Consider the following 12,291-nt stretch of genomic DNA (forward strand, 5'->3'; position numbering starts at 1 on the left):
CTTATCCCAATGGGTAGGTTGCCGGTCGGTTGGCAGGCTGGTGCCCGATTGCGCTGCGCAGTTTCCCTAGTCCCTCGGCACGGCAAGCGCACGCCCCGTCAGACGCAAAACGCCGCCTCGAAAGGCGGCGTTCAATTATCTGCGGTGCGCGGAGCGCCTTAGCCCGCCAAACCCACGCGGCCAATGCTTTCGTAAGCGGTGAACCCGGCGGTCCGGGCATCCTCTGCCGCGTAGATGTTGCGCAGGTCGGCCAGTTTCGCCTGCGCCATGGACCCGGCGAGGCGCGACAGGTCCAGCGCGCGGAATTCATTCCATTCGGTCAGGATCACCAGCAGGTCGGCCCCTTCGGCGGCGACGTAGGGGTCATCCTCCCACGCGACGCCGGGCAGCAGGTGTTCCCCTTCGCGGCGGCCCTGCGGATCGACAACGCGGACCGATGCCCCGCCACCCACCAGCGCCGGCACGATGGTCAGCGAGGGCGCGTCGCGCATGTCATCGGTGTTGGGTTTGAAGGTCACGCCCAGCACGGCGACCGTCTTGCCGTTGAATCCGCCGTCACAGAGATCGGCCAGCTTGTCGATCATCCGGCGCTTGACGTCCTCATTGACCTTGATGACCGTCTCGACAATCGAGATGGGGGCCGCGTGTTCCTGTCCGATGCGGGCCAGCGCCTTGGTGTCCTTGGGAAAACACGAGCCGCCGTAGCCGGGACCGGCGTGCAGGAACTTGTTCCCGATGCGGCCATCCATGCCCATGCCCTTGGAAACGGATTTCACATCCGCGCCGACCTTTTCGCACAGGGCGGCGATCTCATTGATAAAGGTGATCTTGGTCGCGAGAAACGCGTTGGCGGCGTATTTGATCATCTCCGCCGATTCCAGATCGGTGGTGACAATCGGGAAATCGCGCAGGTACAGCGGGCGATAGATGTCAGACATGACCTGCGCGGCGCGGTCGGATTCGACGCCGACAACCACGCGGTCGGGTTTCATGAAATCGTCGATTGCCGCGCCTTCGCGGAGAAATTCCGGGTTTGAGGCGACATCAAACTCAAGGGCGGGATTGGCGGCAGAGATCACGGCCTTGACCTTGCGGTTGGTGCCCACGGGCACCGTCGACTTGGTCACGACGACGACGTAATCCTTGGCCGCCTTGGCGATTTCCTCGGCCGCGGCCATGACATAGGTGAGGTCGGCGTGACCGTCGCCGCGCCGGGTCGGCGTGCCGACGGCGATGAACACCGCCTCTGCGCCGTCGATGGCGTTGGCCAGATCCAGCGTAAAGGACAGGCGGCCTGCCTCGACGTTCTTGTGCATCAAGACATCAAGGCCGGGCTCGTAGATCGGCACCTCGCCGCGCTCCAGCATCTCGATCTTGCGCGGGTCTTTGTCCACGCAGACGACTTCGTGCCCGAAATCCGAAAAGCAAACCCCGGAGACAAGGCCGACATAGCCCGTTCCGATCATGGCAATTTTCATGGTGGCGATCCCTCGACCGGTCTATATGGCGGTGTCATGGGGCGGCGCGGGGGCAAATGTCAACGCGGGCGCGCGCATCGCGGCGGAGTGTTGCGCGATTGGACAAGCCCCGGCAGAGCCGTTAAAGCACGCAGGCCAGTGAAAGCCGAGCAGACACCCATGACAGACAGCCCTTCCGAGGTCGCGCGCGCCGTCCTTGCCACCGAAAGCGCCGCCTTGGCGCGGCTGGGCGACGAACTGCCCGACAGCTTTGACGCCGTGGTGGCCCGGCTGTTGCAGGTGCAGGGACGGGTGATTGTCTCTGGCATGGGCAAATCCGGCCATGTGGCCAACAAGATCGCCGCCACCTTTGCGTCGACCGGCACGCCCGCGCAGGGGGTGCATCCCGGTGAGGCGAGCCACGGCGATCTGGGGATGATCACGCCGTCGGACGCGGTGATCCTGATCTCGAACTCTGGCGAGACGCGGGAATTGGCCGATATGATCGCCCATTGCGCGCGGTTTTCTATCCCACTGGTGGCGATGACCAAGGGGGCTGACAGCACCTTGTCGCGGGCGGCGGATTTTGTCCTGCTGATGCCCGACGCGCCGGAGGCCTGCGCCATTGGCATGGCCCCGACCACCTCGACGACGATGGCGATGGCGCTGGGGGATGCTCTGGCGGTGGCGATGATGCAGCATCGCGGCTTTGACCGCAGCAGTTTCGCGGCCTTCCACCCCGGCGGCACGCTGGGCGCGCAACTGTTGCGGGTGTCCGCCGTCATGCACCGGGGTGAGGAACTGCCGCTGGTGCAGGCGGAGACGCCGATGTCCGAATGCCTGCTGGTCATGAGCCAGAAAGGGTTCGGCGTGGCCGCGCTGGTCGAGGGCGACAGGCTGATCGGGATTATCACCGACGGCGATTTGCGCCGGAACATGGAGGGGCTGATGGACCGCAGCGCGGGGCAGGTTGCCACGCGCGGACCGCTGGTCACCGCCCCCGACACATTGTTGATCGAGGCGCTTGGCATCATGAACACGACGAAACGCACGGTCCTGCTGGTGACCGATGGCGACCGGCTGGTCGGCCTGCTGCACATCCACGACGCGCTGCGGGCGGGTGTGGCATGAGCGCGGTCATCTTTATCCCGGCACGCTATGCCTCGACCCGGTATCCGGGCAAGCCTTTGGTCGAACTCAAAGGCGCGACGGGAGAGGCCAAGTCGCTGATCCAGCGCAGCTGGGAGGCGGCAAAGGCGGTCAGGGGTGCGGAGGCGGTCTATGTGCTGACCGACGACAGCCGCATCGCCGAGGCAGCGCGCAGCTTTGGCGCGGATGTGCTGATGACGTCGGAAAACGCGCGCAACGGGACCGAACGCTGCGCCGAGGGTGTGGCCCAACTGGCCACCGCCCCCGACTGCGTGGTGAACCTGCAAGGCGACGCGCCGCTGACGCCCGCGTGGTTTGTCGAGGCGCTGATTGCGCGGATGGACGACCCGGCGGTGCGGATGGCGACGCCGATCCTGCGGTGCGATGCCGAGACGCTGACCAATTTCGTGACAGACCGCCAGAATGGCCGCGTTGGCGGCACCACCGCCGTGGCCCGCGCCGATGGCACCGCGCTGTATTTCTCCAAGGAAGTGCTGCCCTTTGTCGGATCGCTAGAGACCCCGCCCGAGGTCTGGCACCATGTGGGCGTCTACGCCTACCGGCCCGACGCGCTGGAGGCCTATATGTCATGGCCCGAAGGACCGCTGGAAAAGGCCGAGGGGCTGGAACAACTGCGCTTTCTGGAAAACGGCGTGCCGGTGACCTGTGTCCCGGTCGAGGGCAACGGCCGGGTATTCTGGGAACTCAATAACCCTGTGGACGTGGCGCGCATCGAAGGCGTGCTGGCAAAGGAAGGCATCGCATGACGGACGTTTCAATCGGGGGCTATACGGTCTCTAACGCTGCCCCCTTTACCCTGATCGCCGGTCCCTGCCAGATTGAAACGCTGGACCATGCGCGGATGCTGGCCGAGCGGATCGCAGCGGCGGCAGAGGCCGCAGGCGTGAACTGGATCTTCAAGGCCAGCTATGACAAGGCCAACCGGTCCTCCCTGTCGGGCAAACGCGGCATCGGCATGGAAGAGGGGCTGCGCGTCCTGTCCACCATCCGGTCGGAATTTGGCGTGCCGGTGCTGACCGATGTGCACGCGCCGGACCAATGCGCCACTGTCGCCTCTGCCGTGGATGTGCTGCAAATCCCGGCCTTTCTGTCGCGCCAGACCGATCTTTTGCTGGCGGCGGGCGAAACCGGGGCGGCCATCAACGTCAAGAAGGGGCAGTTTCTGGCCCCTTGGGACATGGTCAACGTGGTGGACAAGATCGCCTCGACCGGCAACCAAAAAATCATGCTGTGTGAGCGTGGGACCTCGTTTGGCTATAACATGCTGGTGTCGGACATGCGGTCGCTGCCGATCATGTCAGAGACCGGCTATCCGGTGGTGTTTGACGCCACCCATTCGGTGCAACTGCCCGGTGGGCAGGGCACATCGACGGGTGGACAGCGCCAGTTTGTCGAGCCGCTGGCCCGTGCGGCGCTGGCTGTGGGCTGTGCCGCTGTGTTTATCGAGACGCATGAAGACCCGGACAACGCGCCCAGCGACGGGCCGAACATGGTGCCGGTCGACGATCTGGCGCGCCTGCTAAAGGGGCTGGCGGCGGTGGATGCGCTGACCAAGGCGGGCTGACCGGGTCTGACCCGTCGGAATTTTGAGTATTTTCCCCAAGAAGAAGCCGCAGGGAGTCGTCCCGGCGGCTTCTTCAGGTTTTGCGGGTCAGGCGCTGAGTGTTGCGCCCAGTTTGCCAAGGTAGGTGTCGACCAGCGCGGTGGCGGTGTCCCGTGACCCGGCCTCTGCGTAGCAGCGAAATTCCGGTGCATTGCCTGAGGGGCGCAGGTGGACCACGTCTCCGTTTTCGAAGGTGACGCGCAAGCCATCGGTTGTGTCCAGCGCGGACTCCGGGCCGGTGGCGGCGAAGAAGGTCGCGCGGGCGGCGGCATCATCGGTGAGGTTGGCGATAAACGCCTTGGAGGTTTCCGTGGCGATGCCCTGAATGCGGTCGGCGGCGGTAAAGCGCGGCGGCAGCGCGTCCAGAAGCGCCGACAGCGGCTGACCGGCGGCGCGAGCGGCGGCCAGCGGCGCGAGGATCGGCAGCAGGCAATCGCGGGTCATCAGCGGGGCGAGTTTTCCGGTGGAGAAGCCGAGCAGGAAGCCGCCGTTGGCCTCATACCCCACGACGCGGGCGGCGGAATCGGCGTGTAGCGCGTTCTCCATCGCAGCGATCACGAAAGGGGAGCCTATTTTGGTGCGGGTGATCTGCGCGAAGTCAAAGGCCCCGGCGGCGTCGATCATCGTGTTGGAGGAGACCGGCGTGCAGATCACCTTGGCCCCCAGCGCGCGGGCAGTGACGGCCCCCAGCACGTCGCCCGGCACCACGCGCTGTGCATCGTCCACCAGCATCGGGCGGTCGGCGTCGCCATCGGTGGAGATCAGCACGTGCAGGTCGTGTTCGGCAAACCAACCGGCAAAGAGTTTCTTGGTGTCCGGGTCCAGCGCCTCTGTATCCACCGGGATGAAGGTGTCAGAGCGGGCGATGGCGATGGCGGTGCCGCCCAGCGCCTGCACCACGTCCATCATGATGTCGCGCGCGACAGAGCTGTGCTGGTAGACGCCAACGCGCAGGCCGCTCAGCGCCTCGGTCCCGTAGGCGTCGGTGTAGCGGGCCACATAGGCGGCGCGGGCGTCGGCCTGTGTCAGGCTGCCTTGTGCGGTGTCGGCGGCGGGCTGGCCCAGCGCGCCGTTGATGCGTGTCTCATCGTCTTTGGAGATCTCACCGGTGGGGACATAGAATTTCAGACCGTTGCGGTCTGCGGGGATGTGGCTGCCGGTGACCATGACCGCCGCCGCGCCGGCGTTCAGCGAGGACAGCGCCAGCGCGGGCGTCGGGACCGCGCCGCAGTCGACCGCGTCCAGGCCCGCCGCGCGGATGGCGTCGATCACCCAGCCTGCGATCTGCGGCGACGAGGGGCGCAGGTCACGGCCCACATGCACCGCGCCGCCATGGGGGCAGGCGCTCAGAAAGGCGGTCACGTAGTCGTGGACCAGCGGTTCAGTCAGATCCACAACCAGACCGCGCAGGCCGCTGGTGCCGAATTTGGGGGCCATGTTTCTAATCCCTGTCTCTGAATGCCGTGGACGCCCCGGCGGGCGCGCGGTTCTTTTCCCGTCTCTGGCCACGGAAGGCAAGAGCGGGTTCCGTCGCGACGGGGGACGGCCTATCCTTTGGCGATGATACGCGCATTTGCCTTGGTTGTTCTGTGTCTGGCCACCTCGGTCGGGGCTGCGCCTTATGCCGAGCATCAGGCGCGGCGGCCCGATCTGTTCGATCCGGCGACGGGGTTTCGCGTTGGGCGGCAGCGCGCGCCGACGCCCGAGGACATTCCCGCACCTGCGGTTCTGGTGTCGCCGGAGGAAGCGCGCGATTTGCTGGCGGCGGGGGCGGTGGCGCTGGATGTGTTTGGCGCTCAGCAGTCGCGGTTCGATGAGTTGGACGGCACGTGGCTGGTGTCGAAACAGCGGCGCAGCCTGCCGGGCGCGGTCTGGTTGCCGGAAGTCGGGCGCGGCCAGTTGAGCGAGGTGATGCGGCGCTATCTGGCGGAGGGGCTGGTGCAGGCGACGGGCGGCGACAGGGCGCGACCCTTGGTTGTCTACTGCGTGGCTGATTGCTGGATGAGTTGGAACGCCGCGCAGAGGATCGGCGCGATGGGCTATACGCGCGTCTACTGGTTCCGGCTGGGGACCGACGGCTGGCTGGACATTGGCGGGGTGTTGGAGCCGGTCGATCCAGTGCCGGTCAACGTCGATTAAAGCGTGTCGCGTTCAATTGAATTCACTCGAAGGGCTGAACGCGCTGTGCTTTGCATAGGCTGCCTTAGCCTGGCGAATGAATGCCTGACTGCCGTCAAACGCGACACGCTCTAGTTGCCGCGCGGCAGTTCCTGACGTTCGATCCCCGGGAACAGGTGCGCGACAGAGCGTTGGTATTCCTGCGGTTGCGCGCCCATGGTGGCGAACCGGTCGGGCAGCGGGGTTTCCATCAGCTCAACCATATCGAGACCGGACTGCGCGCCGTTCCGTAGGGTGGCCTCCAGCCAGCGCAGGTAGTCGCGGGTCTGGATGAGCGCGGCCCCGGTGGGGTCGGCGGGGCCGTGGCCGGGGACGATCAGGGCGGGCTTTTGCGCCGCCAGCGTATCCAGCGACATGTTCCAGCGGGCCAGGTCAGCGCTGGGTGTGGTGGGGGCGCGGTTGTGGAACACCAGATCGCCGGCGATCAGCGTGCCGGTGCGACGGTCCAGCAGGGCTAGGTCCGACACCGTGTGCCCGCCCAGTGGCAGGGCGAGAAACGCGCGCCCGTCCAGCAAGACCTCTCCGCCTGCGATCACGTCTGTTGGCGGCACCACCTCTGTGCCGCGCATCCAGTCGCCCAGCAGGCGGTACATGTTGTCGGCAAAGCCGTCGCCGTCGCGCAATGCCGCCTGCCGCGTCTCGCCCAGCGCAAAGATCGGCGTGTCCGCAAACACTTGATTGCCAAAGAAATGATCCGGGTGGTGATGCGTGTTCACCACCGCCGAGATACCGCGAATGTCCAGATTACGGGCAAGGCTGACAAGCGCCTCCCCATAGCGGCGGGAAGAGCCGGTATCGATCAGGATCAGCCCCGTGTCGCCCTTGATCAGGGTGATGTTCACAATCGCCCCGCCGTTTTGCATCGAGAAATAGTCGGTCGCCCCTTCGACCATCCAGATACCATCAGCGAGCGGCTTGGCGGTAAGGTCATAGGACAGGCGGGCCTGCGCAAAGGCGCGCGGGGCCAATGGCAAGGTGGACAGAGCGCCCAGAACCGCGCGACGGGTCAGCATCAGTTCAAATCGCCTTCGCTCAAGACACCGCGGATGCGGTTGCCGTTGTTGTCACGCCCCACCACCTTGACCGAAGCGGGCAGCGCGCCTTTGGCGAAGTAAAAGGTAAAGGCCGGATCCTCATTCACCGGCTCAGCCAGCTCCAGCCGTGCCAATTGGGTGCCGTCGTCGCGTTGCAAGGACAGATCCTCGATGATGAAAACCGGGATGCCATCGGCCAGCCCGGTGTCCATCGGGTGATCCACGATCAGGCGGGCGCGTCCGGATGCAGCCCAGAGCCGGCCATGAACCTCACCCAGCTTTTCCTCCCAGTCGTCGCTGGCATAGGCATGGGACGGCGCGGTGCAGCCGCCCCCCGCCGCGTCGATATAGATCGAGCCGACATGCCAACTGCCCGAGTGCGTTTCGACGCTGGCGCGGATGGCGGTGGCCTGATCAATCTTGAACCGCAGCGCCAGCTTGGGCTCTGCCTGATCGGGGTAGTAGGTCAGGATATGCGGGATCGGGCCATAATCGGCGCTGATCACGATGCGCTTGACCTCCGGGATCGCCGTGGCGTCGACCAGCAGGGGGACATTCAGGCTATCCTCTGCCGAGGCGGGCGCGCGCAGCACCACGCGGTCATCGAACCGGATGTCGGCGGGATCGCCCAACAGGCCCTTTTGGTGGTAATCCCACATGCCCGACTGCATTGGATCGCTCAGCGGGGTCTGCGGATCGTCAAGCGCCAGCGCCGCACTGGCGGCCAGCACCGAGAGCGCAAAAAGCGTTGTGCGAAGAAACATGGCGGACCCTCCCCGTCTTGCCAGTTTGCCAGTCACGCTACCATGAGGGCCGCGCCGTTTCACCGCGCCTATGGTCGTAGACGCGCAAGACGTCCCCGCCCGGCATCGAACCCGCGCGCCGAGGTTTCGCCAATGGGACCATGGTCGCAATTGGGTGGCTGGCGGGCGGGCCATAGGCTCTGCCACATGCGCATTGTCCTTGTCCTGCTGGCGGCTTGCCTGATCCATATTGCGGGCCTTGTGCGGGCCGAAACGCTGCCGCCCGAGGCGCTGTCCGAACGAGTCATTCCGCCGTTCATTCTGGGTGAGCCGGTGAACGACAAAGGCGTCTGGACACTGGAGAACGCGGGCGGGATCACCGCTGGCTATGTCTTTGAAACCGAACCACTGGCCCCCCTGCCCGGCTTTTCCGGCGCGCCGATCAACGTGCTGGTGATGCTGGACCTCGAAGGGCGGTTCATGGATGTGCAACTGGTCAGCCACAATGAGCCGATCTTTGTTTCCGGCCTTGGGCAGGCGGCGTTTGAGGCGTTCTTTACCCAGTACCGGGGGCATTCCATCGCCGCGCCAATGGTGGTCGGCACACCCTACGGCGACAGCGGCGGCACCGGCGCGCTGGTCTATCTGGACGGGGTGACCAAGGCGACCGCCAGCGTGCGGATCGCGCATGAATCGATTCTGGCGGCAACCTTGCAGGTGGCGCGGGAGAAGATGCGGGGCGTGTCGACACAGCCGCCCGCCTATCCCGATCCGTCGGTAGATGAGGCGCTGACATGGGATGATCTGGTGGCACAGGGGTTGGCGACGCGGCATCTGGTGCGCAATGCGCAGATCGAGGCAGAGTTTGCCGGGACCCTGTGGGAGGACGACGACCCAGTGGCCAAGGATGATCCGCAGGGGGCCTATCTGGATCTGTGGATCGTCGACCTTGGCCCGCCGTCGATTGCGCGGGCGGTGCTGGACGCGGCATCGTTTGCCGAGTTGCAGGAGTTCCTGACGATCTCGACCTTTGATGAGCCGATCCTGCTGATCGAGGCGGGGCGGCACGGGCTGATCACCGAGGACTTCGTGCGCAACACCTCACCCGACCTGCTGACCGCCGAACAGTTTGGTCTGCCGGTGGCGCTGCGGGACAGCGACCTGCTGTTCTCCTTGCGCGGCGACCTGCCAGAGGCGGTGCAGGACGGTGTGGCCATGATCCTGCGCACCGACCGGCGGCTGGGGTTTGACCCGACAGAGCCTTGGACCCTGCATGTAGAGGCGGTGCGCGAACACGGTTCCTTTATGCCGCAGGCGGGCAGCGTTGCCCTGTCGTCGACACAGGCCACCGATGCCCGGTTCTTTGCCCGCGACGAGGTGCCTGTGGCGCTGCCGCCGTGGCGCGCGGCGCTGCGCGAGCGACAGGGGGATTTGGTGGTGCTGGCCCTTGGTCTGGCGGTGCTGATGCCGGTGCTGTTCTGGCGGCAATCGGCGCTGGCCGGGTTGCGGTATTTTACGCCTGTGAGGCTAGTGGTGCTGGCCATCATGACCGGCTTTGTCGGCTGGTGGGGACAGGGGCAACTGTCCATCGTGACGGTGATCGGTGTGATCCGCGCGGCGTGGGAAGGCGGCAGCTATGCCTTTCTCTTGTATGATCCGTTTTCGCTGTTGGTCTGGGCGGCAGCGATTGTCGGCTTTGTCCTCTGGGGGCGGGCGCTGTTCTGCGGCTGGCTGTGTCCGTTCGGCGCGATGCAGGAGTTTGCGCATCATCTGGGGCGGCTGCTGCGCCTGCCGCAGATCGAGGTGTCGGCGCGTTGGGATGGGCGGCTGAAGCTGGTAAAATACGGCGTGTTGGCGGGGCTGGTGGCGCTGATCTTTGTGGCACCCGGCGCGCTGGACAAGGCGGCAGAGGTCGAGCCATTCAAGACCGCAGTCACCACGTTTTTTGTCCGTGAGTGGTATTATGTCGCCTATGCGGTCGGGCTGTTGCTGTTGTCGGCGGTGCTGTTCAAGGGCTTCTGCCGTTACCTTTGCCCGTTGGGCGCGTTGATGGCGTTGGGCGGGATACTGCGCGGGCGCGACTGGATCGCGCGGCGGGCCGACTGCGGCAGCCCCTGCCAGTTGTGCGCGGTGCGGTGCAAGTATCAGGCGATCCCCAAATCGGGCCCGAAAAGCGGCAAGATCGACTATGCAGAGTGCTTTGGCTGCCTCGATTGCGTCACGATCCACGACGACCCGGCGCAGTGCGTGCCACTGGTGCTGAGGGCGCGTGACCGGAGGCGAGCGGCATGAACAGACGGCGTTTCCTGACGGTATGCGCGGCCTTGGCGATGCCTTTCGCGGCCTCGGCCCGGAGTGGAGAGCAGCAGTGGGCGGGCCGCGCGCTGGGCGCTCAGGCGCGGATCACCCTACGTGGACCAGAGGCGGTGGTGGCCCAAACTCTGGCCGATTGCGCGGCGCTGATACGCGGGATCGAACAAGAGATGAGCCTGTTCGATCCGACCTCGGCACTGGCGCGGTTGAACCGGGAGGGGGTGCTGCGCGACCCGCCTGACCGCTTGGTTCGACTGCTTGGCACGGTGGGGCGGATACATCGGCTGACCGGCGGGCGGTTCGATCCGACGGTGCAGCCGCTGTGGCGCGCCGTGGCGATGGGCGGCGATATCGACGCGGCGCGGCGGGCCATTGGCTGGGACCGGGTGCGGGTGAACGCCGGACACATCACGCTGGCGCGGGGGCAGGCACTGACACTGAACGGGATTGCGCAGGGGTTTGCGACGGACCTTGTGGCCGATCTGTTGAAGGCGCGCGGGTTCGAGACAGCACTTGTCGCGGTTGGCGAGATGCGGGCGCTGGGCGGACCGTGGCGCGTGGGTGTGTCGGACCCGGCGCAGGGCGTGATCGACACGGTTGCCCTCAGCGGGTGCGCGGTGGCGACGTCCAGCCCCTCGGCGCTGATCCTGGGAGACGGGGGGCATATCCTGAACCCTTTGGATTCTGGGCGGCCTTTGTGGACGACCGTCAGCGTTCAGGCGGACACCGCGACGCTGGCGGACGGGCTGTCCACGGCGCTGGTGTTTGCCGACGTCGCGGAGGTGCGGCGCATCCGGGCCAAGGTGCCTGCCGTACGGGGCGTCACGCTGGTCGATGCAGAGGGCAACCTGAGATCGGTCTAGCGGGCGTCGTGGCCACAGCATGACCCCAATTTCCGCGAACAAAAAAAGATCCCCGGCGGTGGGCCGGGGGTCTTAATGTTCATGCGAGGGCCGCTTAGCTTGCGGCAGCGACCGCGCGTTTGGTCATCACGCCGACAAGATGGGCCCGGTAAGCGCCGGTGCCGTGCAGATCGGAGATCATGCCATCGGCGGGGACGGACAGACCGGCGACCGCGTCGGGCGAGAAGTTGGACGACAGCGCCTGCTCGGCCTCTGTCCAGCGGAACACACCGTTTTCCGACGCGCCCGTGACCGCGACACGCACACCGTCGGCGTATTTCGCCACGAAGACAGCCGTCAGCGCAAAGCGCGAGGCGGGCTGTTCGAACTTGGCGTAGCCTGCGGCCTCGGGGACCGGGAACCGGACCGATGTGATGATCTCACCCTCTTCCAGAGCGGTGGTGAACATGCCCTGAAAGAAATCGTCCGCCGCAATCTCACGCGTGTTGGTGACGATTGTCGCGCCCGAGCCCAGCGCGGCCGCCGGGTAACAGGCCGAGGGGTCGTTGTTGGCAATGCTGCCGCCGATGGTGCCGCGATTGCGGACCGCCGGATCGCCGATGCCACCAGCAAGCTTTGCCAAGCCGGGGTAAATCGAGGCCGCCTCTGCAGCGACGGTGGCGTGGGTGGTGCCGCCGCCGATGGCAAGATCGCCGCTGTCTTCGCGGCAGACGCCCTGCATTTCCGCGATGCCGGTCAGGCTGACCAGAACCGAGGGGCTGGCCAGACGCTGTTTCAGCGTCGGGATCAGGGTCTGGCCGCCGGAAAGCGCCTGCGCCTCGTCCTGAGCCAGAGCGGAAACCGCATCGGCCACACTGGTTGGCCGTACCATGTCGAATGAATACATCTTTTATCCTCCTGTTGCGTCCCCCGGCCCGTCACGCGGGCCGG

11 protein-coding genes are annotated in these 12,291 nt (G+C 65.9%); 6 read left to right on the forward strand and 5 right to left on the reverse strand.

Features of this window, described 5'->3' with window-relative positions:
* Positions 1 to 158: 158 nt before the first annotated feature.
* Entirely contained in the window at positions 159 to 1,478 is a 1,320-nt protein-coding gene (locus tag VOI21_RS03255) for a UDP-glucose/GDP-mannose dehydrogenase family protein (protein WP_323767640.1), read from the reverse strand.
* Positions 1,479 to 1,637: 159 nt separating this feature from the next.
* Here VOI21_RS03255 and VOI21_RS03260 point away from each other — a divergent pair, with 159 nt between their 5' ends.
* The 3 genes from VOI21_RS03260 to kdsA are packed head-to-tail and all read left to right on the forward strand — an operon-like array spanning position 1,638 to position 4,191.
* Positions 1,638 to 2,588 carry a KpsF/GutQ family sugar-phosphate isomerase gene (locus VOI21_RS03260; RefSeq protein ID WP_323767642.1) on the forward strand — a complete coding sequence of 317 codons (951 nt, stop codon included), beginning with the start codon at positions 1,638 to 1,640 and terminating at the stop codon, positions 2,586 to 2,588.
* Entirely contained in the window at positions 2,585 to 3,373 is a 789-nt protein-coding gene (locus tag VOI21_RS03265; protein ID WP_323767644.1) for a manno-octulosonate cytidylyltransferase, read from the forward strand. Before VOI21_RS03260 ends, VOI21_RS03265 begins: the two co-directional genes overlap by 4 nt.
* Positions 3,370 to 4,191, forward strand: a complete 822-nt coding sequence (kdsA, locus tag VOI21_RS03270; protein WP_323767646.1) for a 3-deoxy-8-phosphooctulonate synthase — start codon at positions 3,370 to 3,372, stop codon at positions 4,189 to 4,191. Before VOI21_RS03265 ends, kdsA begins: the two co-directional genes overlap by 4 nt.
* An 87-nt stretch (positions 4,192 to 4,278) precedes the next feature.
* Here kdsA and VOI21_RS03275 read toward each other — a convergent pair whose 3' ends face one another.
* A complete protein-coding gene (locus tag VOI21_RS03275) occupies positions 4,279 to 5,667 on the reverse strand; it encodes a phosphomannomutase (protein ID WP_323767648.1) in 1,389 nt (462 codons plus the stop codon).
* Between the two features lie 123 nt (positions 5,668 to 5,790).
* Here VOI21_RS03275 and VOI21_RS03280 point away from each other — a divergent pair, with 123 nt between their 5' ends.
* Positions 5,791 to 6,369 carry a rhodanese-like domain-containing protein gene (locus VOI21_RS03280; protein ID WP_323768418.1) on the forward strand — a complete coding sequence of 193 codons (579 nt, stop codon included), beginning with the start codon at positions 5,791 to 5,793 and terminating at the stop codon, positions 6,367 to 6,369.
* A 110-nt stretch (positions 6,370 to 6,479) separates the two neighbouring features.
* Here VOI21_RS03280 and VOI21_RS03285 read toward each other — a convergent pair whose 3' ends face one another.
* Both VOI21_RS03285 and VOI21_RS03290 read right to left on the reverse strand, forming a co-directional pair.
* Positions 6,480 to 7,421 (reverse strand): quinoprotein relay system zinc metallohydrolase 1, encoded by a 942-nt coding sequence (locus tag VOI21_RS03285; RefSeq protein WP_323767650.1) that lies wholly within the window; start codon positions 7,419 to 7,421, stop codon positions 6,480 to 6,482.
* Entirely contained in the window at positions 7,421 to 8,206 is a 786-nt protein-coding gene (locus VOI21_RS03290; protein WP_323767652.1) for a quinoprotein dehydrogenase-associated SoxYZ-like carrier, read from the reverse strand. The genes VOI21_RS03285 and VOI21_RS03290 overlap by 1 nt, the downstream gene beginning before the upstream one ends.
* A gap of 186 nt (positions 8,207 to 8,392) precedes the next feature.
* Between VOI21_RS03290 and VOI21_RS03295 the strand changes: the two genes are divergently transcribed.
* Both VOI21_RS03295 and VOI21_RS03300 read left to right on the forward strand, forming a co-directional pair.
* A complete protein-coding gene (locus tag VOI21_RS03295) occupies positions 8,393 to 10,477 on the forward strand; it encodes a 4Fe-4S binding protein (protein ID WP_323767654.1) in 2,085 nt (694 codons plus the stop codon).
* Positions 10,474 to 11,361, forward strand: a complete 888-nt coding sequence (locus tag VOI21_RS03300; protein WP_323767656.1) for an FAD:protein FMN transferase — start codon at positions 10,474 to 10,476, stop codon at positions 11,359 to 11,361. The genes VOI21_RS03295 and VOI21_RS03300 overlap by 4 nt, the downstream gene beginning before the upstream one ends.
* A gap of 94 nt (positions 11,362 to 11,455) precedes the next feature.
* Here the strand turns inward: VOI21_RS03300 and VOI21_RS03305 are convergent, their stop codons facing one another.
* Positions 11,456 to 12,247 (reverse strand): xanthine dehydrogenase family protein subunit M, encoded by a 792-nt coding sequence (locus tag VOI21_RS03305; RefSeq protein WP_323767658.1) that lies wholly within the window; start codon positions 12,245 to 12,247, stop codon positions 11,456 to 11,458.
* Positions 12,248 to 12,291 lie beyond the last annotated feature (44 nt).

Origin of the sequence: Antarctobacter sp. (assembly GCF_034670325.1) — a bacterium.
In the GTDB taxonomy this organism is placed as follows: Bacteria; Pseudomonadota; Alphaproteobacteria; order Rhodobacterales; family Rhodobacteraceae; genus Antarctobacter.